This window comes from Thioclava sp. NG1, assembly GCF_003122275.1.
Classification (GTDB): domain Bacteria; phylum Pseudomonadota; class Alphaproteobacteria; order Rhodobacterales; family Rhodobacteraceae; genus Thioclava; species Thioclava nitratireducens.
Genome location: NZ_QFBB01000002.1, coordinates 1 through 25,540, shown reverse-complemented (window position 1 = coordinate 25,540; position 25,540 = coordinate 1). Strand labels below are relative to the sequence as shown.

General features: G+C 62.1%; 24 protein-coding genes and 1 pseudogene. 10 read left to right on the top strand and 15 right to left on the bottom strand.

All coding sequences use genetic code 11. The annotated features are described in order from the left end of the window. Positions 1 to 31: 31 nt before the first annotated feature. Positions 32 to 484: a MarR family winged helix-turn-helix transcriptional regulator gene (locus DEM26_RS03210; protein ID WP_109171686.1), complete on the top strand. Its 453-nt coding sequence runs from the start codon at positions 32 to 34 to the stop codon at positions 482 to 484. On the opposite strand, the gene DEM26_RS03205 is transcribed toward DEM26_RS03210, so the two are convergent. The 8 genes from DEM26_RS03205 to hmgA are packed head-to-tail and all read right to left on the bottom strand — an operon-like array spanning position 481 to position 8,701. Then, entirely contained in the window at positions 481 to 1,791 is a 1,311-nt protein-coding gene (locus tag DEM26_RS03205; RefSeq protein WP_109171685.1) for a TRAP transporter large permease, read from the bottom strand. The genes DEM26_RS03210 and DEM26_RS03205 overlap by 4 nt on opposite strands. After that, positions 1,788 to 2,234, bottom strand: a complete 447-nt coding sequence (locus tag DEM26_RS03200) for a TRAP transporter small permease (RefSeq protein WP_075777561.1) — start codon at positions 2,232 to 2,234, stop codon at positions 1,788 to 1,790. The genes DEM26_RS03205 and DEM26_RS03200 overlap by 4 nt, the downstream gene beginning before the upstream one ends. After that, positions 2,231 to 3,271 (bottom strand): TRAP transporter substrate-binding protein, encoded by a 1,041-nt coding sequence (locus DEM26_RS03195; protein WP_075777560.1) that lies wholly within the window; start codon positions 3,269 to 3,271, stop codon positions 2,231 to 2,233. The genes DEM26_RS03200 and DEM26_RS03195 overlap by 4 nt, the downstream gene beginning before the upstream one ends. A gap of 54 nt (positions 3,272 to 3,325) precedes the next feature. Then, positions 3,326 to 3,562 (bottom strand): DUF2783 domain-containing protein, encoded by a 237-nt coding sequence (locus DEM26_RS03190; protein ID WP_088722072.1) that lies wholly within the window; start codon positions 3,560 to 3,562, stop codon positions 3,326 to 3,328. Then, complete coding sequence (locus tag DEM26_RS03185) at positions 3,559 to 5,115, bottom strand: FAD-dependent oxidoreductase (RefSeq protein ID WP_088735140.1); 1,557 nt, start codon at positions 5,113 to 5,115, stop codon at positions 3,559 to 3,561. The genes DEM26_RS03190 and DEM26_RS03185 overlap by 4 nt, the downstream gene beginning before the upstream one ends. A gap of 27 nt (positions 5,116 to 5,142) precedes the next feature. Then, entirely contained in the window at positions 5,143 to 6,093 is a 951-nt protein-coding gene (locus DEM26_RS03180) for an MBL fold metallo-hydrolase (protein WP_109171684.1), read from the bottom strand. A gap of 11 nt (positions 6,094 to 6,104) precedes the next feature. Further along, positions 6,105 to 7,343 carry a fumarylacetoacetase gene (gene fahA / locus DEM26_RS03175; RefSeq protein WP_109171683.1) on the bottom strand — a complete coding sequence of 413 codons (1,239 nt, stop codon included), beginning with the start codon at positions 7,341 to 7,343 and terminating at the stop codon, positions 6,105 to 6,107. Beyond that, positions 7,340 to 8,701, bottom strand: coding sequence for a homogentisate 1,2-dioxygenase (gene hmgA / locus DEM26_RS03170; protein ID WP_109171682.1), 1,362 nt, complete (start codon positions 8,699 to 8,701; stop codon positions 7,340 to 7,342). Before hmgA ends, fahA begins: the two co-directional genes overlap by 4 nt. Before the next feature lie 151 nt (positions 8,702 to 8,852). Between hmgA and DEM26_RS03165 the strand changes: the two genes are divergently transcribed. Together DEM26_RS03165 and maiA are read left to right on the top strand one after the other, a co-directional pair. Beyond that, on the top strand, positions 8,853 to 9,437 hold the full coding sequence (locus DEM26_RS03165) for a MarR family winged helix-turn-helix transcriptional regulator (RefSeq protein ID WP_233243007.1): 585 nt from the start codon (positions 8,853 to 8,855) through the stop codon (positions 9,435 to 9,437). Continuing rightward, on the top strand, positions 9,434 to 10,051 hold the full coding sequence (gene maiA, locus DEM26_RS03160) for a maleylacetoacetate isomerase (protein WP_109171681.1): 618 nt from the start codon (positions 9,434 to 9,436) through the stop codon (positions 10,049 to 10,051). Before DEM26_RS03165 ends, maiA begins: the two co-directional genes overlap by 4 nt. A gap of 181 nt (positions 10,052 to 10,232) precedes the next feature. Here the strand turns inward: maiA and DEM26_RS03155 are convergent, their stop codons facing one another. The 4 genes from DEM26_RS03155 to DEM26_RS03140 all read right to left on the bottom strand — a co-directional run bounded on the left by DEM26_RS03155 (position 10,233) and on the right by DEM26_RS03140 (position 14,826). Next, the gene (locus tag DEM26_RS03155) at positions 10,233 to 11,669 is read right to left on the bottom strand and encodes a TrkH family potassium uptake protein (protein ID WP_075777552.1); all 1,437 of its coding nucleotides are present in this window, start codon (positions 11,667 to 11,669) and stop codon (positions 10,233 to 10,235) included. A gap of 8 nt (positions 11,670 to 11,677) precedes the next feature. Beyond that, positions 11,678 to 13,012, bottom strand: coding sequence for a TrkH family potassium uptake protein (locus DEM26_RS03150; protein WP_109171680.1), 1,335 nt, complete (start codon positions 13,010 to 13,012; stop codon positions 11,678 to 11,680). 3 nt (positions 13,013 to 13,015) lie between these two features. Further along, complete coding sequence (locus DEM26_RS03145; protein WP_233243031.1) at positions 13,016 to 13,711, bottom strand: potassium channel family protein; 696 nt, start codon at positions 13,709 to 13,711, stop codon at positions 13,016 to 13,018. A 173-nt stretch (positions 13,712 to 13,884) separates the two neighbouring features. Then, positions 13,885 to 14,826 carry a DMT family transporter gene (locus DEM26_RS03140; protein ID WP_233243006.1) on the bottom strand — a complete coding sequence of 314 codons (942 nt, stop codon included), beginning with the start codon at positions 14,824 to 14,826 and terminating at the stop codon, positions 13,885 to 13,887. Between the two features lie 341 nt (positions 14,827 to 15,167). Between DEM26_RS03140 and DEM26_RS03135 the strand changes: the two are divergent. The 3 genes and pseudogenes from DEM26_RS03135 to katG all read left to right on the top strand — a co-directional run. Beyond that, a pseudogene (locus DEM26_RS03135) lies at positions 15,168 to 15,524 on the top strand (sugar phosphate isomerase/epimerase family protein); the annotation flags it as partial. Next, positions 15,521 to 16,675 carry a Gfo/Idh/MocA family protein gene (locus tag DEM26_RS03130; protein WP_109171678.1) on the top strand — a complete coding sequence of 385 codons (1,155 nt, stop codon included), beginning with the start codon at positions 15,521 to 15,523 and terminating at the stop codon, positions 16,673 to 16,675. The pseudogene DEM26_RS03135 and the gene DEM26_RS03130, both read left to right, overlap by 4 nt. A 436-nt stretch (positions 16,676 to 17,111) precedes the next feature. After that, positions 17,112 to 19,286, top strand: coding sequence for a catalase/peroxidase HPI (katG, locus tag DEM26_RS03125; protein ID WP_109171677.1), 2,175 nt, complete (start codon positions 17,112 to 17,114; stop codon positions 19,284 to 19,286). 314 nt (positions 19,287 to 19,600) lie between these two features. On the opposite strand, the gene DEM26_RS03120 is transcribed toward katG, so the two are convergent. Then, entirely contained in the window at positions 19,601 to 20,044 is a 444-nt protein-coding gene (locus DEM26_RS03120) for a YtoQ family protein (RefSeq protein WP_109171676.1), read from the bottom strand. A 247-nt stretch (positions 20,045 to 20,291) separates the two neighbouring features. Here DEM26_RS03120 and DEM26_RS03115 point away from each other — a divergent pair, with 247 nt between their 5' ends. Then, the gene (locus tag DEM26_RS03115) at positions 20,292 to 21,101 is read left to right on the top strand and encodes a zinc-dependent peptidase (protein WP_109171675.1); all 810 of its coding nucleotides are present in this window, start codon (positions 20,292 to 20,294) and stop codon (positions 21,099 to 21,101) included. 75 nt (positions 21,102 to 21,176) lie between these two features. On the opposite strand, the gene DEM26_RS03110 is transcribed toward DEM26_RS03115, so the two are convergent. Both DEM26_RS03110 and DEM26_RS03105 read right to left on the bottom strand, forming a co-directional pair. Further along, the gene (locus DEM26_RS03110) at positions 21,177 to 22,316 is read right to left on the bottom strand and encodes a glycine cleavage T C-terminal barrel domain-containing protein (RefSeq protein ID WP_109171674.1); all 1,140 of its coding nucleotides are present in this window, start codon (positions 22,314 to 22,316) and stop codon (positions 21,177 to 21,179) included. A gap of 141 nt (positions 22,317 to 22,457) precedes the next feature. Next, positions 22,458 to 22,961 carry an Lrp/AsnC family transcriptional regulator gene (locus DEM26_RS03105; protein ID WP_088719257.1) on the bottom strand — a complete coding sequence of 168 codons (504 nt, stop codon included), beginning with the start codon at positions 22,959 to 22,961 and terminating at the stop codon, positions 22,458 to 22,460. Between the two features lie 302 nt (positions 22,962 to 23,263). Between DEM26_RS03105 and rlmF the strand changes: the two genes are divergently transcribed. The 3 genes from rlmF to DEM26_RS03090 all read left to right on the top strand — a co-directional run. Beyond that, positions 23,264 to 24,169, top strand: coding sequence for a 23S rRNA (adenine(1618)-N(6))-methyltransferase RlmF (gene rlmF / locus DEM26_RS03100; RefSeq protein WP_109171673.1), 906 nt, complete (start codon positions 23,264 to 23,266; stop codon positions 24,167 to 24,169). 490 nt (positions 24,170 to 24,659) lie between these two features. Continuing rightward, on the top strand, positions 24,660 to 24,941 hold the full coding sequence (locus DEM26_RS03095) for a DedA family protein (RefSeq protein ID WP_199224622.1): 282 nt from the start codon (positions 24,660 to 24,662) through the stop codon (positions 24,939 to 24,941). Positions 24,942 to 24,988: 47 nt separating this feature from the next. Further along, on the top strand, positions 24,989 to 25,540 hold a 552-nt coding region (locus tag DEM26_RS03090), incomplete at its 3' end, for an IS607 family transposase (RefSeq protein WP_109171900.1).

Genomic DNA, 25,540 nt, shown 5'->3' with positions numbered 1-25,540 from the left:
GCCATCCTGCCCCGAGGAGGATTTGCACCGCATGAAGCTCGAGGAATTCTTTCCCTACCGTCTCGCGATCGCCGCCGAGGCCTTCTCGCGCAATCTCCAGGATGTCTATGCGCGCGAATACGGGCTTACGCGAGAGGAATGGAGGCTGATGTCGATCCTCGACGGGGTCGGCCGGATTTCATCGCTCGACATCGCGCGCCGCACCACGCTCGACAAGGTTCAGGTAAGCCGGGCAGCGGCGCGTCTCGAAGCGCGCGGGCTGATCCGGCGCTTCGTGCCCGACAGCGATCGGCGGCTGCGTGAGTATGAATGCACCGAGGCGGGCCGTGCGCTTTATGGCGAGGCCCGGCCCAAGGTGAACGCCCGGGCCCAGACGATGCTCTCCGCCCTGCCCGAGGAAGCGCGCGCCGGACTCGAAGCCGGGGTGAATGCGCTGATCGACACGCTCGAACTCGATATCCGCACCAAGCCCGAGCGGGACTAGCCGACCAGCCAGAGAGAGATCACCGGGAAGGCCACGATCAGCGAGATCCGCACGATATCTGCCACCCAGAACCACAGGATGCCGCGGAACATCGTGCCCAGCGTCACGTCCGGCAGAACCGAGCGCAGCACGAAGACATTCATGCCAACAGGCGGCGTGATCAGCGAGATCTCTGTCGCGACCACGACGATCACGGCGAACCAGATCAACGCATTGTCGGGATTGGCCAAGAGCCCTGAACCGAAATCGAGCTGGTAGATCACCGGGTAGAAGATCGGCACCGTCAGCAGGATCATCGACAGGCTCTCGAGCACCATGCCCAGCAGCATGTAGATCAGTACGATGATGATGATCACCTCGTAGCCGCCCAGCCCGAGATTGTAGACCAGTTCGGCCAGCGCGTCGGGCAGACCCACGAAGGTGACGAAATTGCCGAAGATCTCGGCTCCGATGACGATAGCGAAGATCATCGCGGAGGCGATTGCCGCATCGGTGAGCGCCCGCCAGAGCGCGCCGAGCCTCAGACCGCCGACCGCAGCCGCGATCAAGACGGCCGCAGCCGCGCCCATGCCGGCGGCCTCGATCGGAGTGAAGAACCCGCCATAGATGCCCACCATGATGAAGACGAACAGCCCGAGCGTCGCGAGCACGCCGACGATGTCCTGCCGCTTCATGGCAAGGGGCTCGCGCACTTCCGGGGCGAGTTTCGGGTTCAGCCGCACTGCGACCATGACCGACACGAGATACAGACCTATACCGAGCACCCCGGGAACGATCCCCGCGATGAACAGCTTGCCGATGTCGCTCTCGGTCAGAAGACCGAAGATGATCATGATGACCGAGGGCGGGATCAGAATGCCCAGCGTGCCGCCCGCGGCGATGGCGCCGGTGGCGAGCGAGTCGTGATAGCCGAAGCGGCGCATCGATGGCATCGCCACCTTCGACATCGTGGCCGCGGTCGCGAGCGACGAACCGCAGACCGCGGAGAAGCCGCCGCAGCTGAGGATCGTCGCCATCGCGAGCCCGCCACGCATCCGCCCGAAGACCCGGTCGGCGCCCGTGAAGAGACCGCTGGCGATCCCCGATCCGGCCAGCACATTGCCCATGAAGATGAAGAGCGGCACGACCGAAAGCGAATAGTTCATCCCGGTCTCGAAGACGGCGCTGCCGACCATCGAGCCGGCCGCCTCGGCGCCGCGCATCCATGCGAACCCGGCCCCGCCGACAAGCGCCATCGCGAAGGCGATCGGCACGCGCAGGAAGACCAGCGCCAGAAGTATGGCGAATGCCACGAGAGATATCGTCATTCCGGCCTCCGAAGCACCGCGACAAGGGCGGAGACGGCGAAGCTGAGTACGCCGATCACACCGAAATACCAGAGTTTGATCCCGAGACCCGAGGTCGCGAGCTGCGTGTGGAACTGATCCTGTGTCAGGATCACCAGCCGCCATGCGAAATAGAGCATGACGAGCGCCGCGATCGCGCTCCCGATCCGCCCGAGCATACGCCGCAGCACCGGCGGCAGGATCGGCATCAGCAGGTCGACCTCGACATGGCCTCCCTTGCCCGTGGTGAGAGGCATCGCGACGAAGACGAGCGCGCCGAGAAGCACCTGGGTGATCTCGTAGGCGCCGGTCAGCGGGTTGTTGAACAGATACCTGCCGACCACGTCGAAACAGGTGACGAGGATCAACCCCGTCACCAGGCCCGCGGCGATTGCCTCGAGAACGAAGCGGCCGCGTGCGATCATACGTCCACGCCCGTCATCTTGCGGAACTCGGCAAGCGCGGCGCGACCGTCATAGTCGCCACCCAGGCTGTCGGCCCACTGCCCTTCGAGCACGCTGGCCTCTTGCTTGATCGCGTCGAGCACGCCCTGCGGCGCGGTCTCGGCGACCATACCCCCCTCTTTCGCTGCCTTCTTGCCGCGCTCGTCCGCGCCGTTCCACGCCTTGCCGACGCGGGTTGCGAAGGCGAGCCCGGAGAGCTTGTTGATCGCCTCCTGATCGGCCGGGGAAATCGCGTCCCACTTGCCGGAGTTCATCACCAGGAACCAGGTGGTGTTGTAGATGCCGCCCGGGATCGTGGTGGTGTATTTCAGGTAATCCGCGAGGTTGAACGAGGCGATCGCGTCATAGGGGAAGGTCACGCCATCGACGACGCCGCGCGAGAGCTTTTCATAGACTTCGCCCGAGGGGGTGAAGATCGTCTCGACGCCGAAATGGCTCATCAGATCGGCGATGTAACCGCCCGGCACACGCATCTTCAAACCCTGCAGGTCTTCGATCTTGTTGATCGGACGCTTGTTGTTGTGGACCATCCCGGGGCCATGGTTGAACAGGCCCAGCAGATGGGTGCCGGCATGTTCCTTCTCGGCGCCGAGCTTCTCGGTATAGACGGTCCAGAAGGCTTCCGACATCGACACGGCATCATTGCCGAGGAAGCTGAACTGGCCAACGCGCGAATTCTTGAAGCGGTCATCCTGCGTGAAGCTGTGCAGACCGTAGGTGATGTCGGCCACGCCGTCGCGCGCCATGTCGAAATGCGCGGGCGGCGAGCCCAGCGGCTTGGCGAGCACGCGGATGCGCACGCGGCCCTCGGTCGCTTTCTCGATGTCCTTCGCCCAGGGCTTGATCGCGTCCACCACGATCGGGTGGCGCGGCGGCAACCAGCTCGACAGGACGAGGTCCACGCCCTCGGCCCGTGCCGGGATCGCAGGCATCGCAAGGGTCGCCCCCACTGCGGCGGCGGAGCCCAGGAAAGCACGTTTCGTCAGTTTATGCGTCATCGTTTCCTCCCAAGAATGACGACGAACGCGGAGCTCCCGCGTTCGGTAAAGGCATCAGCTATCGGCGCGCATCTGCCCGGTTTTCGGGCTGGCATCGGGACGCCCGGCACGCGCGGCGAGCTCGAACGCCTCCTCGAGCACGCGGCGGTCGCCGATATGGTTCATCAGGATCAGGATCAGCCGCGCGTTGAACGCGGCGCTTTCCGCCTCGTCCAGCCCCTCATGGGCGGCGATAAGCCGCTCGTAGAGCGCGTCGTGATCGGCAAGGTTCAGGTCGGTGATCAGGCTCATGCGCTGCCCTCCTCGATTGCAGCCAGTTGCGCGGCGATCTGCTCGGCCCCCGCTTTTTGCCAACGCGCCGCGACGACCTGATCGGGCCGGATCAGGTAGAGCGCCGAGGGCGCATCGCCGAGATAGCGGGCGCGCAGCTCCGGCGTCGGATCGAGCGTCATTCTGCGCAGCCCCGCGACCTCGGGCGCCTCGGCACCGAGGCCCAGAAGCGTGAAGCCGCCCGCAAGCCGATCGAGCAGCCATTCGTTGCCAAGCGGAGCATCGGGGGCGACCGCGCCGGGACGGGTGCCACTCGGCAAGGCCGCATCATCGGGCGCCTGGTCCAGCGGGTAGCGGCACGGCAGGCTCAAGCGTCCCGAGTTCACCATCGGGCGGGCGAAATCCGCATGCTCAGACAGCGCCAGAACCGCATCGCGGAACCACCGCTCCGCCCCCGGGCGCGGCGACATGAACCGCGTGGTACGGCTGGAATTGGCAATGTTCTCGTCAGAGCCGAAGGTCCGCTCGGCGTCGTAGCGGGCGAGCAGCGCGGGCGTGCTCTCTCCCTTCACGACCCGCGCCAGACGCCAGCCCAGCGCGTCGACATCCTGCAGCCCGCCATTGCCGCCACGCGCGCCGAAGGGCGAGACGACATGCGCGCTATCGCCCACGAAGATCACCCGGTCATGGACGAAGTTCTTCAGCCGACGGCACTGGAACGTGTAGATCGAGGTCCAGTCGAGCTTGAAATTCGAATGGCCCACCGCCTTCTCGATCCGCGGGATGATGCGCTCGGGTTTGCGCTCTTCCTCCGGATCGGTGTCCCAGCCCAGTTGCAGATCGATGCGGTAGATATTGTCAGGCTGTTTGTGCAGCAGTGCCGACTGGCCCTCGTGGAAATCCGGCTCGAACCAGAACCAGCGCTCCGACGGGAAATCGGCCTGCATCTCGATATCGGCGATCAGGAAGCGTTCCTCGAACAGAACGCCCTCGAATTCCAGCCCCATCATCTGCCGGATCGGCGAGCGCGCCCCGTCGCAGGCCAGCACATACTCACCTTCGAGCGTATATTCCCCATCCGGCGTCTCGATCGAGACCGTCGCGTGATCCGCCGCCTGCTCGAGCGAGGTGACCTTGTTCTTGAAGCGCAGGTCGACAAGCGGGTTCGCCTGCGCAGCGGCGACGAGATACTCCTCGACGTAATATTGCTGCAGATTCACGAAGGCGGGCATCTTGTGGCCGTCCTCGGGCAGAAGGTCGAAGTTGAACACTTCGCGCGCGCCATGATGGGTGCGCCCGACCTTCCAGGTCACACCCTTCTGCACGCAGGCATCGCCCACGCCCAGCCGGTCGAGTATCTCGAGCGAGCGTTTCGACCAGCAGATCGCGCGGCTGCCCACCGACACCACGTTGTTGTCGTCGAGCACGACCGACGCCACGCCGTAATTCGCAAGCTCCAGCGCGGCGGCGAGACCGATCGGCCCGGCCCCAACGACGATGACCTTGTGACGCGGCTCCGGGGCGCTCAGTCCCTTCGGCGCAACATAGTCGAACGGCTTGTAATCATATGGCATCGGTTCCTCCTCCCCTGCCGGCGCGCCTCAGCCCTGAAGCGCGTCCCACATCTCGCGGTCGCGCTCTGCCGTCCAGACACGCGGGGTGTCGATGCCGCGGGCCTCGTCATAGGCGCGCGCCACGTTGAACGGCAGGCAATGTTCGTAGATCGCGTAATCGGCGAATTTCGGATCGCAGGCTTCGCGCACCGCGTCCCACGCCTCTTTCAGGGTGCCGCCACGGGCAACGACGCGTTCCACCGGCTTGAAGGTGGAGCGGACGAAATCAGCGGTGTTCTCCAGCGCTTCGGTGACCATCTTCTCGCCCACCAGCGCATCGCCACGACCCGGCGCGATCGCGCGCGGCTCGAAGGCTGCGATATTGGCCAGCGTCTCGGGCCAGTCGCCGAAATGACCGTCACCACAATAGCAGGCCGAGTGGTATTCCACGATATCGCCGGTGAACATCACCTCCTGATCGGGCACCCAGATCACTGCATCGCCTGCGGTATGGGCGCGGCCCAGATGCATGATGTCGACGCGGCGATTGCCGAGGTAAACCGTCATCTGGTCGCTGAAGGTCGTGGTCGGCCAGGTCAGACCGGGGATTTCCTCATGGCCCTGGAACAGGCGCGGGAAGCGGCCGAATTCGCTGTCCCAGTCCTCCTGCCCACGTTCTGCGACCTGCGCGCGGGTGGTGTCGGACATGATGATCTCGCGCGCGCCATAGGCGCTGGCGCCCAGCACGCGAACCGCGTGGTAGTGCGTCAGCACCAGGTGGCTGATCGGCTTGTCGGTCACCGAGCGGACGCATTCGATCACCTTGCGCGCAAGACGCGGGGTGGCCTGCGCCTCGACGATCATCACGCTGTCGTCGCCGATGATGACGCCGGTGTTCGGGTCGCCCTCCGCGGTGAAGGCGTAGAGGCCCTCGCCCACTTCCGTGAAGCTGATCTTCTTCTCTTCCATGTCGCCTTGCGACGCGAATGCCTTGGCCATCAGATGCCTCCTTATTCCTTAGCCCAGTCGGGCAGAGCGCGCGCAGGGAGCACCTGCCCCGTGCAATCTCCGAACCCGATGCGGTATCCTTTGCCCTGCGCAGCACCGCGCAGGGTCAGCGTGTCGCCATCCTCGATGAAGCTGCGGGTCGTGCCATCGGGAAGCTCCAGCGGCTCCTTGCCCGACCAGCTCAGTTCGAGCAGCGAGCCCCGGCTGTCTTTTTCAGTGCCCGAGATCGTGCCCGAGCCCAACAGATCGCCCGCGCGCATCGGACAGCCCGAGGTCGTGTGATGGGCCAGCTGCTGCGCGGCGGAGTAGTAGAGCATCGAGGTATTGGTGCGCGAAATCACCGCCTCCTCGCCGCCCTCCGGGCGCAGCGCGACTTCCAGCTCGATATCGTAATTCATCGGCCCCGGCTCGCGCAGATAGGGCAGCAATTCGCGCTCACGCTCGGGCGTGTTGACGCGGAACGGCTCCAGCGCCGCTTTCGTCACGATCCAGGGGCTGATCGTCGTCGCCGTCGCCTTGGACTGGAACGGTCCGAGAGGCACGTATTCCCACGCCTGGATGTCGCGCGCCGACCAGTCATTGAGCAGCACGTAGCCGAAGATCATCTCATCGGCCTGACTGACCGAGATCATACCCTCGGAGGGCTGGCCGACGATGGCGCCGAATTCCAGTTCGATGTCAAAACGCGCCGAAGGGGCGAAACGCGGCAGCTCCTCGTTCGGGCCTTTGACCTGCCCGTTGGGACGGATGACCGGCGTGCCGGAAACGACCACCGACGAGGCCCGGCCGTTATAGCCGATCGGGATCGACAGCCAGTTCGCGGGCAGCGCGTTTTCGGGGCCACGGAAGATCGTGCCGACATTGGTCGCGTGGTTCTTGCCGGCGTAGAAATCGGTGTATTCGGTCACGCGGAACGGCATCAGCATTTTCGCCCCGGCTTGCGACACCAGATGCGGCTCGACCGCGGACTTGTGCCCTTCGTCGGAGAGAAGCTCGGTCAGACGCGCGCGCAGCTTGGCCCAGGTCTTCGGGCCCGCCTCCATGACGCGGTTCCACGCGGGCTCGGCGAACAGATCTGCCGAAAGCCCGTGATCCACCTTGGCGACGTCGAGGATCATATCCCCGATGGCGACGCCCATCCGCGCCCCATTGCCGTCGTCGAAGACGCCGTAGGGCAGGTTCTGGATCGGGAAGTCGGTGTCGCCCTGAGCGGACGCCACCCAGCTGGTCTGGTCGGTCATTTGGTCCCCGGTTTTCCGTCGAATTTCTTCTCGATGCTGTCCCAGCAATCGATGTAATCGTCCTGCAACGGCGCCTCCTTCGCGGCGAATTCGGTGAGGTGCTGCGGGAAGCGCGTCTCGAACATGAACTGCATCGTGTTGCCTTGGAACGCGGGTTCCATCGGTTCGTTTGATGCGTGTTCGAATGCGTTACGGTCAGGGCCGTGCGGCAGCATCATGTTGTGCAGGCTGGTCCCGCCCGGCATGAAGCCCTGCGGCTTGGCGTCGTAGATGCCGTAGATGTTGCCCATCAGTTCGGACATGATGTTCTTGTGATACCACGGCGGGCGGAACGTATGCTCGGCCACCATCCAGCGCTCGCGGAACAGCACGAAATCGATATTCGCGGTGCCTTCCTGACCCGAAGGCGCGGTGAGCACGGTGAAGATCGACGGATCGGGGTGATCGAACAGGATCGCGCCGACCGGGCTGTAGGTGCGCAGATCGTATTTGTAGGCGCAATAATTGCCGTGCCATCCCACCACGTCGAGCGGGCTGTGGTCGATGAACGTCTCGTGGAACTGGCCGCACCACTTGATGACGACCCGGCTTTTCGCGTCGCGATCCTCGAAAGCCGCGACGGGGCATTTGAAGTCGCGCGGATTGGCGAGGCAGTTTGCACCGATCGGGCCACGGCCCGGAAGATCGAACTTCTGGCCGTAGTTTTCGCAGACGAAGCCCCGCGCCGGCCCTTCGAGGACTTCGACCCGATAAACCAGACCGCGCGGCAGGATGGCGATCTCCTTGGGCTCGAGATCGATAATCCCGAGCTCCGTGCAGAAGCGCAGACGCCCCTCTTGCGGCACGACGAGCAACTCGCTGTCAGCCGAGAAGAAATACTCGTCCTCCATCGACTGCGTCACGAGATAGATATGGCTCGCCATGCCGACCTGCGTGTTCACGTCGCCCGCGGTGGTCATTGTGCGCATGCCGGTGACCCAGGTCAGCGGCTCATCGGAATGGGGCACCGGGTTCCAACGATATTGGCCAAGCGAGATCACGTCCGGATCGACATTCGGCGCGGATTTCCAATAGGGCACGTCGATCTTGGTGAAGCGACCGACATGCTTGACCGAGGGCCGGATCCGATAGCACCAGGTCCGCTCGTTCTGGCCGCGCGGCGCAGTGAAGGCGGTTCCGGAAAGCTGCTCGGCATAAAGGCCGTATTCGCATTTCTGCGGGCTGTTCTGGCCCTGCGGCAGCGCACCCGGCAGCGCCTCGGTTTCGAAATCATTGCCGAAACCCGGCATGTAGCCTTCATGCGGCCCCGACGTGCCGGTTGCCCGCACCATGCCGCTCGGCAGAGCTTGCTCGGTCATGAGATCCTCCACTCCCTGTTCGCCGGCCTCTTGCAAAAATGCCGACGTCGAACTCCGCCCAAGTTTCGTTTCATTCGCAACGAAGTCAAGGATTTTATTGCATTCGCAACGAAGAGCGAGGGAGACTTGGTAAAAAATCAATTATTTACTGATGGTTACACATCCAGATTTCCAGACGACGCACGATTTTCGTTGCAATCGCAACGTATTTCGTGCTCATTCGTTGCAGTCGCAACAACTTGAAACCGCATCGAATCCCATGACCGTTGAACAAAAAGTTCGTGAAACCGCTGATGAAGAGATCCCCCTCCCGGGGTTCGATCTCGAGCGTTTCCTGCCCTATTTGGTCGCGGAGCTCTCGGTGAAGCTGAGCCAGGAACTGGCGGCGGGCTATCGCGACGCCGGGCTGACAATGCCGCAATGGCGGGTGATGGTGCATCTTTCCCATGCGGGCCGGGTCTCGGTGCGCGATATAGAACGACGCACCTCGCTGGAGCGCCCAAAGGTCAGCCGCGCGGCGAGCCACCTCGAGGCGAAAGGTCTGGTCGAGAAACGGCCCGACGACGTGGACGCCCGGCTGGTCGCGCTGAGTCTGACCCGCGAGGGGCGACGTCTGATGGCGGAGCTGTTGCCGCGCGCGATCGCCTATCAGCGGCAGCTGGAGGCGGTGCTCGGATCCGATCTCGCCGGCTTGCAGCGCGCAATGGACAAACTGCTGGGGACGCCGATCGAATGACACGACTTCATGATTACTGGCGGTCTTCGGCAAGCTACCGTGTCCGTATCGCGCTCGCGCTCGCCGGGATTGAGTGGCAGGCCGCTCCGGTCGATCTGACGACCGGCGCACAGCGCGATCCCGACTATCTCGCCGTCAATCCGCAGGGGCTCGTGCCGACGCTTGAGATCGATGGCGACCGGTTCACCCAATCCCTTGCGATCGTCGAATATCTCAACGAGACCCGCGCGCTCGGCCTGCTGCCCGAAGCTCCGGCCGACCGCGCCCATGTCCGCGCCCTCGCCCAGGCTATCGCGGTCGATATCCATCCGGTTTGCAATCTGCGCGTCGCGAAACACGCCGTGGCGGTCTCGAACGGTGCGATCACGATGGAAAGCTGGATGCAGACCTTCATCGCCCCCGGCCTCGCCGCGGTCGAGGAAATGATATCGGGCGAGCGATTCTGCTGGCGCGACCAGCTGACGCTCGCGGATCTGTGCCTCGTGCCACAGATCTACAATGCGCGGCGCTGGGGGATCGACCTTGCGCCGATGCCGAATATCACGCGGATCGCCGCGCATCTCGAGACGCTTCCGGCCTTCGCCGCCGCGCGACCGGCGCCCCCCACGGGCTGATGCTTCGGGAGAGGCGGTGTCCGGTTTCAGCGCCTACGTGACGGACGAGGAAATCGAGACGCAGCACAAGATGACGCGAAGCTGCGTCGGCGATGATCTGGGACCCGATCCCGAGACTTCCACGGCCCGTGGATCGAGCTTCTCAGCTTTGTTCAGAGTGACGGACTGCCCCCCTTGGAGATCACGCCCGTTCCCCCAAAACCGCGATCTCACGCCAAAATTCGGGCTTGAAGAGCACCAATACCGTGAGAATTTCCAGACGTCCGAGATACATCCCGAAGGTCAAAATTATCTTCACGGGATCGCTGAGGGAGGAGAAATTCCCAGCCGGACCGATGATTGGTCCGACCCCTGGTCCGACATTTGCCAAAGCCGTCAAAGCTCCGCTGGTCGCCGTCGCAAAGTCGAGACCGAAAAAGCCCAGAAGCGTGGTGAGCCCTAGGAACGTCGCCATATAGATAACGAAAAAGGCGATAACGCCCGCGAGGACGTCATTCTCGATCACGCGCCCCTCGTATTTTATGGAAACAACCCGACGCGGTAATCTAATCACTTTCATCTGTGCGCGCGCCGCCTTGGAAAATACGATCCAACGCATCGCCTTGGCGCCACCCGCGGTCGATCCGGTGCAGCCCCCTACTGCAGAGAGAATGAAGAAGGCAACAACCGCGAACGGCCCCCAGACAGTGTAGTCGGTCGTGGCGTAGCCTGTGGTCGTCACGACAGAGACGACGTTGAAAGCGACCATGCGAAGAGCGGTCAGCGGCGGCGTTCCACTTGTCCAGACGAGCCAAACCGTCAGCCCGATGATGACGACCCCCAAGGTGAGCAGCATGGCTTCGACCTGCTCGCTTCGAACCGTCCGCCGATAGATGCCGCGGATATACCATGCGAACGGAAAGGCCCCAAGCAGCATGAAGAGCGTCGCCGTCCATTGCAGGAATGGGCTGTCGAAATGGCCGAAGGACGCGTCATAGCCCGAATATCCACCGGTCGACAACGTGGTCATGGCGTGGGTCACCGCGTCGAAGAAGTTCATGCCACCAGCAAGGTAGGCAAGCGTGCAAAGCCCTATGAGAGCTACATAAATCTGCAGCGTCACCGAGGCGAACTTCGCAGTGTTGCTCAGTTCTTTGTCCCCTTTGTCCGAGCTCTCGGTGCGGAAGAGCTGCATGCCGCCGACCTTCAGGATCGGCAACAAGGCGATGCCGGTGACGATGAACCCGACGCCACCGACAGCCTGCAGCAGCGCTCGCCACATGATGATGCCGCGCGGTGTGGTATCGAGACCGCTCATCACCGTAGAGCCCGTCGTCGTAATCCCCGACATCGCCTCGAACAGAGCATCCACGGGAGTGAGCGACCACATTGCGAGCGGAACGGCGCCGGCAATTGCGGCGGTAAGCCAAACCGACGACGTGAGCAGGAAAGCGTGAAGCCGTCCCAAACCGAGAAAGGACGAGCGGGAGGCGACGCTGATCGTCGCCCCCAAAGCGCCCACCAGTGCGCCGGAGAGCGCAAAAACCTTGGCTGTATCCGAAAAAAGAAGCGCATCGAGGCCCATCAAGGCGGCGAAGAAAACCAGTGTAAGACCGTTGATGAAAGATACGAAATTCATGATTGGTCCTAGCCGAGATACACCGTTCCGGCCGGATAGCCGATCCGTCGGGGCCGCCGTGTGGCAAGCAGGAAACCGAGGGTAAGAGGACCTACGCGGCCCACGAACATCACCGCCATGATGATAGCGCGTCCGGCGCCATCAAAATCGCCAGTGATGCCACGCGACAAGCCGACGGTGCCGAAGGCAGAGGTGGTCTCGAAGGCAAGATCGAGAAAATCGCCTTCATGGCAGAGCAGCAGTGCGAAGAGCGCGCAAAGGATCAGCAGAACGCTGATAATCGAGAGGGCGAGAACTTTCATGACCTGATCGAGACCGAGCTCGCGCCCGAAGACCTGGATACTGGAACGCTGCCTGAAGAAGGCGACCGTGGCGAGCAGCAGGACGATGAAGGTCGTGACTTTTATGCCGCCGCCGGTCGACGTGCTGCCCGCGCCGATGACCATCAGCGTCATGAACATGAGCGAAGTGCCGTCTGTAAGATTTCCGATCTCGACAGTGTTGAAGCCCGCCGTTCTCGTAGTGGCTCCCTGGAACCAACTGGCCCAGAGCCGATCGGACCACGAGAGGCTCCCCAGCGTGCCCGGATTTGTCCATTCCATAATCCCGAATGCCAGTGCGGACCAAATGAGCAACGCTATCGTGCCGACAAGCATCAGCTTGGTGTGCAACGAAAAGCGATGCCAACGTCTTACCCGCCAGATATCGGAGGCGACCGTGAAGCCGAGGCCGCCAAGTATGTAGAGCGCTGGAATGGTGAGATTGATGATCGGGTTTCCAACCCATTTGCTCAAACTGTCCGGAAAAAGCGCAAATCCAGCGTTGTTAAAAGCGGAGACCGAGTGGAAGAGCGCTTGCCAGAGCCCCTCGCCCCACCCTGCCTCAGGCACGAAAACCGATGCGAGGAGCGCGGCGCCAACGAATTCGCAAATGAAAACGACCTTGAGGATCATCCGGGTCAATGCCAGCAAATCCGTCGCGGACGTCTGATTCAGGTCCTCTCTCAGATAGAGCCGATGGGTGAACCCCACTGGCAGCCCGAACATCGACAGGATCAGCACGGCAAAAGTCATCAGCCCGAGACCGCCGAGCTGGATCAGCAGCATCACCACGGCCTGACCAAACAGAGTGAAGGCGCTTCCAGTATCGACAACCGCCAGACCGGTCACGGTTACGGCGGACGTGGCCGTGAAGGCCGCATCAGACCACGTGATCGGGGTGGTCGTCGCAAAGGGCAGCTTCAGCGCAGCGCAGCCAAACACGATGAGTCCAGCATAAATGAGGATCAGGACAAGAGGTGGTGCGAGATGCGGAGCCTGACGCTTGGAATAAATGCGCGCCATCGGTCATTTACCGTCACGCAAGTCGTCTCCGAAATGCCGCAGATCGGACCGCTTGCCGAGCAGCAGAAGCTTGTCACCCTCACGCAGCGTGAGCTCGTCACTATCGCAAGACAGATACTGGTTCTCGCGCATGGCACCGAGGGCCCTGAGGTTGTATTTCTCGAGAATTGCGGCGCTGCCGACGACTTTGCCATCGAGCTTCGCCGGAACGTTCAGGTCGACCACGTGATAACCGTTCCCGAGGCTCACATAGTCCCGCACCAAGGGATTGTGGAGCATCTGCGCGATGTGCTGACCGACTTCCTGCTCTGGCAGGATGACACGATCCGCGCCCAACTTGGTAAGAATGCGGTGATGCGTGCGATTGAGTGCTTTGACCCAGATCGTCTCGACACCGAGCAATTTGACGTTCATCGTGCAAAGCACATTGGCCTCGAGGTCTTCACCAATCGCAACGACAGCGACGTCGTAATTGCCGACTCCCGCCTCACGCAACGCCGCCTCGTCCTTGCCATCGGCGATTATGGCCTCTGTCAGGGTTTCTGCGAGCCTCGTAACATTTCGCCCTTCGATGTCGATCCCCAGGACAGGGTTGCCGAAGCGGGCGAGTTCGCTCGCCACAGTGCTTCCAAACGTCCCAAGGCCGATTACGGCGAAGCTACGGGTTTTCAACGGTTCTGCCTTTCGGCTGTTGCGGATAACGGCAGCAAAACTCCATACCACCCCCGAATGCAAGCCTTCGGGCAAGGCCATCTCCCCCTGATGGAAGCCACTTCCGTGAGATAATGGCGAGCCATTGGATGAATGTGATGCGCCAGCAAGGAGGAGATAGCCGTCTCCGAATTCTTGGCGCGGAGAACGACGCCGCCGCCTCAGGAGCGCGCGCGAAATTCCTTTTCGTCAGGCCCGTCCTGCACCCTTTCGCGATGGAAGACATAGATTCCGGATGCCAGGATGATCCCGGTGCCGAGGAACGTGAGCGCGTCGGGAATGTCGCCGAACACCAGAAACCCGAGGACTGTCGCACCAACGATCTCGAGATACTGGAACGGGGCCAGCAGGCTCGCCTCGACGCGAGAGAACGCAAAAGTGATCATCAGGAACGTCACTGTCGACAGCGCCCCGGCGGCGAGCACCGCATAGCCCGTCCAACCGGGCAAGAGAGGCAGGTCCGGAGCGAGCCCGCTGAGTTGGCGGAGTATCTCGATAAACAGCAGGAGGCCCGCGGCGCAGAGCGAGGCGCCCAATTGGAAGCTCAGGGGGGATTGCCCGCCACGCGCCTTGCGCAGGACGATCATGTTGAGCGCATAGCACAGGGCGGCCAGCAGCGGCAGCAACGCCACCGGACCGAACACGGCAAAGTTCGGCCGGATCACGATCAGCGCGCCGACGAGCCCGACCCCGACGGCAGCGAAGCGACGCGGGCCCGGAACCTCCCCAAGGAACGGCCCGGCAAGCAAGGTGAGAAGCAGCGGCTCGACGAAGAAGATCGCGATCGCCGTGGCGATGGGCATGACCTCGAAAGCGGTGATGAGCGAATAGAGCACGGTCACGATCAGCCCGGCCGAGATGAGGGACGCCCCCGAGAGGATCGGACCCGCGAGGTGACGACGCATGACCCACGCAACCGGCAGGAAGAACGCTGCCTGTGCCAATGAGCGCAGCAAGGTGACCTCGAAAGGCGCAATGACCGTGGTGAGTGATTTCGAGATCGCGTCCCCCACCGGCAGGAGCGCCATTGCGAGCGCCATCGACGCCATTCCGATACGCTTGTGCTCGAAGGTGGCGGTACTGGGAGTTGCGGATAATGCCATGATGCCTCCTCGGCGCCGTCCGAGGTATCGGTAGGCGCGCGCGACAGGTCCGGGCGTTCAGGACAAAAACGGGATCGGGGCGAGACGCCATCTCGCCCTTCGATCGTTGGTATTGCCGGGGCCTTGCCCGGTCAACCTTTTCCGGCGCGCCAACCACGCCGACCCGCAATCCGCCAAGACAAGATCGACGAAAGCTTCCCGGCTTTTTCCACATCACATGTGCCCGTCCATGGGCCGGACTCTCATCAGCATGTTCCAGTTGCTCGTTTCGACACCGTGGGTGCCGGCCCACGGAGGACGTATTTGCTGAGGAAGTCGGTAAGGGGCAAGCGCGCCGCCACAACCGCATCCGCGCCTTCCACGTCAAAGATGCCGAATTCGTGTCCTAGGGGCGCCAGGGCGTCTACGGCGGCTATCAGTCCTGGGTGGACCGCGCGGGGCGGTTCCGGTCGCTTGGCGACGGGCAGGTGGATTTCGGGCGGATCTTCTCGCAAATGGCGGCGCATGACTTCGACGGCTGGGCCGTGCTTGAATGGGAATGCGCGCTCAAGCATCCTGAGGACGGCGCGCGCGAAGGGGCGGAGTTCATCGCCCGCCACATCATCCGCGTGACCGATCACGCATTCGACGACTTCGCAGGCGCGGGCACCGACGAAGGCGCCAATCGGCGTATTCTCGGGCTGGAGGGCAAGACATGAGCGAGACGAACGGACATCGCAAACTGCGCCTCGGCATGGTCGGCGGCGGCGAGGGAGCCTTCATCGGGGGCGTTCACCGCATCGCGGCGCGGCTCGACGACCGGTTCGAGCTGGTCGCGGGGGCGCTTGCTTCCGAGGCCGCGCGCGCGCATCGCTCTGCTGCGGCGCTGGGGCTGGACCCCGCGCGCAGCTACGCGGATTTCGAAGTGATGGCGCGCGAAGAAGCGGCGCGGCCCGACGGGATCGAGGCGGTGTCGATCGTAACCCCCAACCATATGCATGCGCCCGTCGCGACCGCCTTCCTGCGCGCGGGCATCCACGTGATCTGCGACAAGCCCATGACGCGCACGCTCGAGGAAGCGGAGGCACTGGCCGAAGAGGTGCGCGCCTCAAACGCGCTCTTCGTGCTCACACATAACTACACCGGCTACGCGATGGTGCGACAGGCCCGCGCTATGGTGGAAGCCGGAAAACTCGGGCGCATCCGGGTCGTTCAGGTCGAGTATCCGCAGGACTGGCTCACCGAACCGGTTGGAGCGGATGGCGCGAAACAAGCTGTCTGGAGGACAGATCCCGCGCGCGCGGGTGCAGCGGGTTCGCTCGGTGATATCGGCACCCACGCAATGAACCTCGCGAGCTTCGTGTCGGGGCTCGAGCCGCGCGAAGTCTGCGCCGAGCTCACCAGTTTCGTGGCCGGACGCGCGGTCGATGACGACGTGCAGATGTTGATCCGTTATGCGAGCGGGGCGAAGGGCATGCTCTGGGCCAGCCAGGTCTCCCCTGGCAATGAGAATGGGCTGAAACTGCGTGTTTACGGCGAGACGGCGGGGCTTGAATGGCTGCAAACCGCGCCCGATAGTCTACGCGTCTCCCCATTCGGAGAGCCCCCGTATCTTCTGTCTCGGGGCGGGCCGGGGCTCACGCCCGAGGTGGCCGAGATGGCGCGTGTTCCGGCTGGCCATCCGGAAGGGTTCCTCGAGGCTTTCGGCAATATCTATAGCGCCGCAGCTGACGCGATTCTGGCCCACGAGCGCGGCGAACCCAGACCGCTTGGATTGCTGCCTGGCGTTGCTGATGGCTTGGCGGGAATGCGCTTCATCTTGGCGGCCTTGCGATCATCCCAGGCGGGAGGCGTCTGGACCGCGCTCTGAGGCAAGCCCGGGACAAGCCCATCCGCGTCGCGACGGCTGCGCTCTGCCTCGAGCTTTCCTCTCGCCACGACTGTCATCCGAAAAGAGGAGTCCACAGGTTCGTCGCGAGAGATCACCGAGGCCGTTCCCTCGCATAGAAGCGTTTTGCAGGGCAGCCTTCCTTGGCAACCCTCTCCAAACCAGGAAAGACCGAGAGCCTTACGGCGACGAGCGAAAAACGCCCTGAGAACTTCGGTTTCGCCACTACACCACGAAGCCATAACTTTAGCTTATGTCCATAATTATAATTTACAAATTTTTATTTATCACAACGCCTGCTATCACCATCATCTAAGATGTGAATTCACGTGCCCGGGCTCCATTCGAGTAAACTGCGGCACGTCAGACCTCGACCGGTCTGTTCGATCAACCCCGTGCTCAGCAGGAGGAAGCACAGATGGATGGAAACGAAGTGAACACCGGCGGCAAGTGCCCGGTGATGCATGGCGGAAATACCGAGCTTGGCTCGAACGTGATGAATTGGTGGCCGCAGGCGCTCAACCTCGACATCCTGCACCAGCATGACACCAAGACGGACCCGCTGGGGCGCAGCTTCGACTATGCCGAAGAGGTCGAGAAGCTCGACTATGAGGCGCTGAAAGCCGATCTGCATGCGCTGCTGACCGAAAGCCAGGAGTGGTGGCCGGCTGACTGGGGCCATTACGGCGGGCTGATGATCCGTCTCGCCTGGCACTCGGCGGGCTCCTATCGTCTCGCCGATGGCCGCGGCGGCGCAGGCACCGGCAATATCCGCTTCGCACCCCTCAACTCCTGGCCCGACAATGCGAGCCTCGACAAGGCCCGTCGCCTGCTCTGGCCGCTCAAGAAGAAATACGGCAACCGGCTCAGCTGGGCGGACCTGATCATCCTTGCTGGCACCGTCGCTTATGAAAGCATGGGGCTGAAGACTTTCGGCTTCGGCTTTGGTCGCGAGGACATCTGGCATCCCGAGAAGGACACCTACTGGGGCGCCGAGAAGGAATGGCTCGCGCCGTCGGACGAACGCTACGCCAATGTCGACAAGCCCGACACGATGGAAAACCCGCTCGCCGCCGTGCAAATGGGCCTGATCTACGTGAATCCCGAGGGCGTCAACGGCCAGCCCGACCCGATGAAGACCGCGGCGCAAGTCCGCGAGACCTTCGCGCGCATGGCGATGAATGACGAGGAAACCGCCGCGCTGACGGCGGGCGGCCACACCGTCGGCAAATGCCACGGCAATGGTGACGCGTCGGCCCTCGGCGCGGAGCCGGAAGCGGCCGATGTCGATCAGCAGGGCCTCGGCTGGTTCAACCCGAACCTCAAAGGGCAAGCGAGCAACGCGATCACCGGCGGGCCGGAAGGCGCGTGGACGACGAACCCGCTCGAATTCGACATGGGCTATTTCGAGATGCTCTTCGGTCACGAATGGGAAGTCACGCAGAGCCCCGCTGGCGCGAAACAGTGGAAGCCGGTGGACATCGCCGAAGAAGACATGCCGCGGGACCCGTCGGACCCGACCAAGCGCCGGATGCCGATGATGACCGACGCCGACATGGCGATGAAGGTCGACCCGATCTACAACGAGATCTGCCAGAAATTCATGGCCGACCCCGAGTATTTCAAGGACACCTTCGCCCGCGCCTGGTTCAAGCTGACCCACCGCGACATGGGCCCGAAGGTTCGCTACAAGGGTCCGTGGGTGCCGTCGGAAGATCTGGTCTGGCAGGACCCGGTCCCCGCCGGTTCGACCGATTGGGACGTCGAGGCTGTGAAGGAGAAGATCGCGGCGTCGGATCTGTCTGTGGCCGAGCTGGTCTCGACCGCATGGGACAGCGCACGCACCTATCGCGGCTCGGACATGCGGGGCGGCGCCAATGGCGCGCGCATCCGTCTGGCTCCGCAGAAAGACTGGGAAGGCAACGAGCCTGCGCGTCTGCAGAAGGTGCTCTCGGTGCTCGAGCCGATCGCGGCGGAAGCAGGTGCCTCGGTGGCGGACGTGATCGTGCTCGCGGGCAATGTCGGCGTCGAGAAGGCGATCAAGGCGGCTGGTCACGACATCGCAGTGCCCTTCGCACCGGGTCGCGGCGACGCGACCGACGAGATGACCGATGCCGACAGCTTCGACGTGCTCGAACCGCTCGCCGACGGCTTCCGCAACTGGCTCAAGCAGGACTACGTCGTCTCGCCCGAGGAGATGCTTCTGGATCGTGCCCAGCTGATGGGGCTGACCGCGCCTGAAATGACCGTCCTGATCGGCGGCATGCGGGCGATCGGCACCAACCATGGCGGCACCAAGCACGGCGTCTTCACCGACCGCGAGGGCCAGCTGACGACCGACTTCTTCGTCAACCTGACCGATATGGGCTATAGCTGGCATCCGGTGGGCGACGGGTCCTACGAGATCCGCGACCGCAAGACCGGCGCGGTGAAATGGACCGCGAGCCGCGTCGATCTCGTCTTCGGCTCGAACGCGATCCTGCGCGCCTATGCCGAGGTCTACGCTCAGGACGACGCAAGCGAGAAGTTCGTGGAAGACTTCGTAGCTGCCTGGACGAAGGTGATGAACGCCGATCGCTTCGATCTCGCCTGATCGTCTGGCTTGAAAAAGTCGCGCCCCTCGCAGGACTGCCTGCGGGGGGCGTTTTTGTTTGGACGATCAGCGAGACTCCGGTCCTAGCTCAGACCGACCCCCGGGGCGACCAGCCCCGGGCAGCGCCCGACCTCGGGAGGGCGCTTCTGCAGCGGCACCGCGCGCTCAACAGTTGGTCGGATGTGGCCCAATAAAGCGCAGACCACCCATCTAGTGCTAGCGCCCACCCGAGGTCGGGCGCCGCCCTCATCACAAATTCGCTCGCGCTGCCCGGGCCGCTCACGCGGCTGATCCGGGCGGGGCACCGTTGCGCCTTACAGCGCCGCCGTCGTCACATAGCGCAGGGCGCGGGCCACCTGTTCGGGCGTGCGCGCGACCGCATTGGCCGCAGTATCGACCTCCTTGAGCGCATGGTCATGCTCGGGCGGCTGAAGCACGATGATCGGTTTGCCGAGCGCCGCCGCATAGCCCGCATCGAAAGCCGCGTTCCACTGCTTGTATTTCTCGCCGAAACAGACAACGAGCACGTCGCAGCGCTCGATCCCGGTGCGAATCCGGATCGCGTTGAGCGACGCGCCCTTGCGGTCATGCCAGAACTTGTCCTCTTCGGCGCCGAATATCTCGACCCCGCAATCATCCGAAGCGCCGTGATCGGTGACAGGCCCCGACCATTCGATATCCAACCCCTCGCAGGCCGACTTCACCGCCTCGCGCCAATCGGTATGAATTTCGCCCGCCAGATAGACATTCAGTTTCATCGCATCCTCTTTTCGCTGCCGCGTGGGCCCTGCTTCGAGCCGCTTCGCATTCGGCCGGAATCTTCGGGGATCGGGACCAGCTTGGCAACCTACGCGGTTTTTCGAATTCGCATTGGGGAGGCAGGATATCGGAGCTTTCGGGCTGTTAGACTAACCGGTCCGGCGCGTCTGTTTGGATGCGCCATTTGCATTATTCTCTGCAGATATCTGCGCCATCAAATAGACCAGCCGAGATTGGACCGCGGTAATGACAGCTTTGCTTATCCTCGTGATCCTTGCCACAGGCTGCATTGGATGTATCTTCTGGTTCAAGCGACAGAAGCGCGCCCATCTACTGAATACCGCGCTTCCGGAGCCTCAGCGTGTCATCGTGCAGCAGCAGGTCCCTTTGATCCGGAAACTACCGCCCGACCTGCGAGATCGCCTCGAAGGCAAGATCAGTCTGTTGTTGGACCAAGTCGACTTCATCGGCTGCGATGGCTTGGACGTGACCGATGAAATGCGGCTTTCCATCGCCGCCCAGGCCTGTCTGCTCATCGTCAATTCACCGAGCTGGTATGACCACCTTCGCACTATTCTGATCTATCCCGGAGCCTTCAAGTCCCGGCAGGCTCAGCGCAACGGTTATGTTTTGACAGAGCGCGAGACGATCCGAACCGGGGAGAGCTGGGCGCACGGCCCCGTCGTTCTGTCTTGGACGCACGCCCAGAGGGGGGCCTTCAACGATCACGATGGCCATAACGTCGTATTTCATGAATTTGCCCACCAGCTCGACGATCTTTCGGGACGCACTGATGGAATTCCGGCGCTCGAAAAAGACCAAAGCTTTTCTGGCTGGGTGACGGTATTCGCAGAGGCATACAAGCACCATGTTCAGCAAGTGAGCCATGGGCGCCGGACCGTGATCGACACTTATGGCGCCGAGGGACCGGAAGAGTTTTTCGCCGTTCTGGTCGAGGTATTCTTCGAGCGACCGGTGGAGCTCAAACACGCCGAACCCGCGCTCTACGACCAGCTGACGACATACTTTCGTCTTGACCCCACGACCTGGGCCTGATGGCCCGGCGCACATTTATGAAACTCCCCCACCAATCCCGTAGGTTGGAAGGGGCTTGGGGCGAGGGCTTCGGGGTCAGGCTGCCGCGAGCGCTTTTTTCGGGTCGAAGAAAGGTCGTTCAACCACCGTGGCGAGGGTCGGACCGGATGGCAGAACCACTTCGACCTTCATGCCGATCTGCGCGTGGCTCACACCGACCATCGCCAGCGCGATATTGCGCTCCAACCGGGGCGAGTAGATGGCGGACGTCACCTTGCCGATCTCCTCGCCATTCTGGTTGATCTGCCAGAAGGTCGTGTTCGGCCCCGCCAGAGGCTCTGCGTCGATGACAAGGCCCACTTGCATCCGCGTCACACCCTCGTCGCGGATGGCTCGCAACGCTGCCTTGCCGATGAATTCGGCCTCCATATCGAGGTTCACAAGTCGGTCGAGACCGAGCTCGTAAGGATTGGTGTTGATGTCAGCATCAGCATGGTAGGAGAGCATGCCTCCCTCTATGCGCCGAATGGACGAGGTGTGACCCGGCTTCAGCCCGAACTTCACGCCCGTCGCCATGATCCGTTCCCAAAGAGCATCCCCCTTGGAACCGTCGCGGAGATAAAGCTCATAGCCCAGCTCACTAGACCATCCCGTCCGGGAGACCACCAACGGGATTCCATCGAGTTCCAGCTCACGCAGCCAGTAGTATTTGAGGCTGAGGATTTCGTCGCCGAAGAGCGCCTGCATGATCTGGCCGGACTTCGGCCCCTGAAGCTGCAGCGGCGACACGTCGGGTTCGCAGATCTGCACGTCGAGGCCGGAATGCACAGCAACGCCCTGCGCCCAGAGCAGGATGTCGCTATCGGCGAGCGAGATCCAGAAGTGATTTTCGGCCAGCCGCAGCAAGATCGGGTCGTTCAGGATACCGCCCTGTGCATTGGTAATCAGAATGTATTTGCACTGTCCGACAGCCATCTTGGACAGGTCGCGCGGCGTGAGCATCTGAACGAAGCGCGCCGCATCCGGACCCGTGATCTCGACCTGCCGCTCGACGGCCACGTCGCATAGGATGGCATCGTTGACCAGGTTCCAGAAGTTCTGCTCGGGGTCGCCGGAGTCGCGCGGGATATACATATGATTGTAGACGGAAAACCCCTTCGCGCCCCACCGGACGGTGGCGTCGAAATAGGGGGATTTGCGGATCTGGGTGCCGAAGCCGAACTCGTCTGCATTCATCGTTTTGTGCCTTTGCTGAAGCCCGATCTGTCGATCCGGGACGCGGTGGTAGATGACTCGGATTTAAGCGGCGAAATCGGCGCGCAGCGGTCCAAATGACGGGCGTTTTCAGGACCGTTCGGACTGAAATCGCAGCCCGTTTCAGGCCGTTCGGTCGGCCGGAACCGGCCCCGCCATTTTTGCTATGTTCGGGTGGGACGCTTTGACCACGCGAGTGGCGATGTAGGTCATGTAACGATCGACGCCGAGCTCGGCATCCATCATGTCCTGCATCAGCACCTGGAATGCCGTGAGGCTCCTGCAAACAGCTTTCATCACGTAGTCCATTCCGCCGCCCGTCGCGATGCATTCGGTAATCTCATCGTGGCGATACAACCACGCTTCGAACCTTTCGAAATCGGCCTTGCGATGATGGGTCAGGGAGACCGTGACGACCACTTGCGTAAAGTCGACGACCCGCTCAAGCGCGATATCGGCGTGATAGCCCCTTATATACCCCGCCGCCTTCAGCCGATCGAGCCGTGCCCAGCAAGGCGTCGCCGAGATATTCACGATTTCGGACAGGCGCGTCTTGCTCAACTGCCCATGGCGCTGAACGGCACTCAGGATACGGATATCGGTGGCGTCGAGGCCCAGCTTCTTCACCGTGTCGTCACTTTCCTTCTCGGGGGTCGAAAGGGAAATTCGGCATTCGTCTCCCTCGGCAAAGAATTTCTAGAAGATCTTGGCCAATTGTCAGTTCAGTTTGCGACCCGAACTTTACCAAGGACGACGTCTTTCGGGTCGGTTGATGTCCTGTAGCAGGCCCCGAGGAGCCGCGCCGCAGCGGTTGGTGTCTTTGTAAAGTTCTGGTATAGCCGTTCGGGCATTCCTCACGCCGCCATGAAAACCTATGATCGCATCCAGTTGGACGCGTTTTCACCACCAATATGCATGAAGGTTTTTCGATGGCCATCAAACCGATGTTGCACCCACGCAATCAACACCGCGAGGGGTATGACTTCGAACGGCTGATCGCGCAGTCACCCGGACTGGAGGCCTTCACGACAAGAAATCCCCGCGGCCGGATGACGATCGATTTTTCGGACGTGGACGCGGTCCGCATGCTCAACCAGGCGCTTTTGCTAACGCATTACGATATTGAGTTCTGGGAGATCCCCGCCACTTACCTCTGCCCCCCGATCCCCGGGCGGGCCGATTACATCCACTACCTGGCGGATCTTCTAACTGAGAGTAATGGCCGAAAGATCCCGCACGGGCCCGACATCAAGGCTCTGGACATAGGGACAGGTGCCAGCCTCGTATATCCGCTGATCGGTCAGCATGAATATGGCTGGGATTTCACCGGCGTCGACATCGATCCTGTCTCAATCAAATCGGCGCGCCAGATCTGCAAGCGAAACGGCCTGAACATAAGGCTCAGGCGCCAGAACAATCCGGAAGATATCTTCAAAGGGGTCATAGAGCCCGCTGACATCTTCCACGTCACCCTGTGCAATCCGCCGTTTCACGCGTCCCTTGAACAGGCAGACAAGGGCACCCGGCGGAAGTGGCGGAACCTTGGCAAAGGGCACTCGAAAAAACTCAATTTCGGTGGCCAGAATGCAGAACTTTGGTGCCCGGGTGGCGAGATCGGCTTCATCGCCAGAATGATCGAGCAGAGCATCGATTTCGCCGATCAATGCCTATGGTTTACCTCCCTGGTCTCCAAGAAAGACAACCTGCGGCCACTCTCCAGACTGCTGAGGAATGCGAAGGTTGCCGAATTCAAGGTCGTCGAAATGGGACAGGGGCAGAAGACAAGCCGGTTAGTTGCCTGGACCTTTTACCCTGAACCGCAGCGATCCCTGTAAGTGGACCGGGTTCGTCAATAGGGATTGTCTGTATCCTCCGGTCTTCCGTGCGCTTGCCGAGCACTGTGAGAGGCCGCGGCATGTCCGTCTTCTTGATAATGGCTCCCGATCGCGGCACGGGCTGCGCCTCGCACTGACTTGTGATTGGCGCAGACAATTGCCGTCAGACCAACGACCTGTTTGAGGTCACCTAACGGAAATGAGGCACGACGAGCTGTTCGCCAGTTTAATTGGACCAAGCATCTTAAATTGACCAAGCATCCGCGCCCTGCGAAAAAGCCCGCCCTCGCAGCTCATCGGAAAAACGGAAGCGGAATAGGCGGGGCTTGGACACGCTTTCGCGAGATTTCTTTCCCGTCCTCGTCGCCGCTACACCTTCCTCTAACGCGCCTAGCCGCAGGACAGGCTCCGTGCCGAGCGCCTTGGAAAGTCGCTTCGATAACGCGCAGCTCGGCAATCCGACCTCGTTTAGCAGTGGAAAGAACAGGACATGTTTTCAGGACTGATGGCAGCCATCGCGGGCTTTATAACCCATGCAATCAGCTCCATGGGCTATGCCGGGATTGCTGCTTTGATGGCGATTGAATCCGCCTGCATCCCACTCCCATCTGAAGTGATCATGCCCTTCTCGGGCTATCTCGCGTCCACCGGTCAGTTCTCACTGCTCCTTGTTGCCACCGTCGGTGCGATCGGCTGCAATATCGGCTCGACGATCGCCTATCTCGCCGGTGCCTATGGCGGTCGCAAGGCCGTGGAACGCTGGGGGCTTTAACAGCTTCCATTTGACTTATACTTTTCGCATCATGTATTATCTGTATGATGAAGAAGCTTGTAAGTATTGGCGAGGCCGCAAAGGCCCTGGGTGTTACACCCCTCACCCTTCGCAGATGGGATGAGAGCGGCAAGCTCAAACCCGACCTCGTAACCGAGGGTGGGCGGCGCCGCTATGACCTCGCCAAACTTCAGCCAGAGCTCCATCGGCAGCAGGATAAAGCTGCCCGGCGCACGGTTGCCTACGCACGCGTTTCCTCCCATGACCAGAAACCTGACCTGGAGCGCCAGGCGCAGCTTCTCGAGGCCTATTGCGCCGGGCAGGGCTGGACCTACGAGGTGGTCACCGATCTCGGCTCTGGCATGAACTATCGTAAGAAGGGCCTCAAGCGCCTACTCGAAGACATTGTCGAGGATCGCGTCGGCCGACTGGTCATCACCCACAAGGATCGTTTGCTGCGCTTCGGCGCCGAGCTCGTCTTTGCGATCTGCGAGGCGAAGAACGTTGAGATCGTAATCCTGAACCAGGGCGAAGACAGCAGCTTCGAAGAGGACCTCGCCCGGGACGTGCTCGAGATCATCACGGTGTTCAGCGCGCGG

Coding starts and splice junctions, on each gene's coding strand:
- hmgA (WP_109171682.1), bottom strand. CDS start 8,701: ATGACCGAGCAAGCTCTGCCGAGCGGCATGGTGCGGGCAACCGGCACG.
- DEM26_RS03130 (WP_109171678.1), top strand. CDS start 15,521: ATGAGCGAGACGAACGGACATCGCAAACTGCGCCTCGGCATGGTCGGC.
- DEM26_RS03195 (WP_075777560.1), bottom strand. CDS start 3,271: ATGACGCATAAACTGACGAAACGTGCTTTCCTGGGCTCCGCCGCCGCA.
- DEM26_RS03095 (WP_199224622.1), top strand. CDS start 24,660: ATGTTTTCAGGACTGATGGCAGCCATCGCGGGCTTTATAACCCATGCA.
- DEM26_RS03180 (WP_109171684.1), bottom strand. CDS start 6,093: ATGGCCAAGGCATTCGCGTCGCAAGGCGACATGGAAGAGAAGAAGATC.
- DEM26_RS03140 (WP_233243006.1), bottom strand. CDS start 14,826: ATGGCATTATCCGCAACTCCCAGTACCGCCACCTTCGAGCACAAGCGT.
- DEM26_RS03190 (WP_088722072.1), bottom strand. CDS start 3,562: ATGAGCCTGATCACCGACCTGAACCTTGCCGATCACGACGCGCTCTAC.
- rlmF (WP_109171673.1), top strand. CDS start 23,264: ATGGCCATCAAACCGATGTTGCACCCACGCAATCAACACCGCGAGGGG.
- DEM26_RS03150 (WP_109171680.1), bottom strand. CDS start 13,012: ATGGCGCGCATTTATTCCAAGCGTCAGGCTCCGCATCTCGCACCACCT.
- DEM26_RS03165 (WP_233243007.1), top strand. CDS start 8,853: ATGGTTACACATCCAGATTTCCAGACGACGCACGATTTTCGTTGCAAT.
- fahA (WP_109171683.1), bottom strand. CDS start 7,343: ATGACCGACCAGACCAGCTGGGTGGCGTCCGCTCAGGGCGACACCGAC.
- katG (WP_109171677.1), top strand. CDS start 17,112: ATGGATGGAAACGAAGTGAACACCGGCGGCAAGTGCCCGGTGATGCAT.
- maiA (WP_109171681.1), top strand. CDS start 9,434: ATGACACGACTTCATGATTACTGGCGGTCTTCGGCAAGCTACCGTGTC.
- DEM26_RS03120 (WP_109171676.1), bottom strand. CDS start 20,044: ATGAAACTGAATGTCTATCTGGCGGGCGAAATTCATACCGATTGGCGC.
- DEM26_RS03110 (WP_109171674.1), bottom strand. CDS start 22,316: ATGAATGCAGACGAGTTCGGCTTCGGCACCCAGATCCGCAAATCCCCC.
- DEM26_RS03185 (WP_088735140.1), bottom strand. CDS start 5,115: ATGCCATATGATTACAAGCCGTTCGACTATGTTGCGCCGAAGGGACTG.
- DEM26_RS03205 (WP_109171685.1), bottom strand. CDS start 1,791: ATGACGATATCTCTCGTGGCATTCGCCATACTTCTGGCGCTGGTCTTC.
- DEM26_RS03210 (WP_109171686.1), top strand. CDS start 32: ATGAAGCTCGAGGAATTCTTTCCCTACCGTCTCGCGATCGCCGCCGAG.
- DEM26_RS03155 (WP_075777552.1), bottom strand. CDS start 11,669: ATGAATTTCGTATCTTTCATCAACGGTCTTACACTGGTTTTCTTCGCC.
- DEM26_RS03115 (WP_109171675.1), top strand. CDS start 20,292: ATGACAGCTTTGCTTATCCTCGTGATCCTTGCCACAGGCTGCATTGGA.
- DEM26_RS03200 (WP_075777561.1), bottom strand. CDS start 2,234: ATGATCGCACGCGGCCGCTTCGTTCTCGAGGCAATCGCCGCGGGCCTG.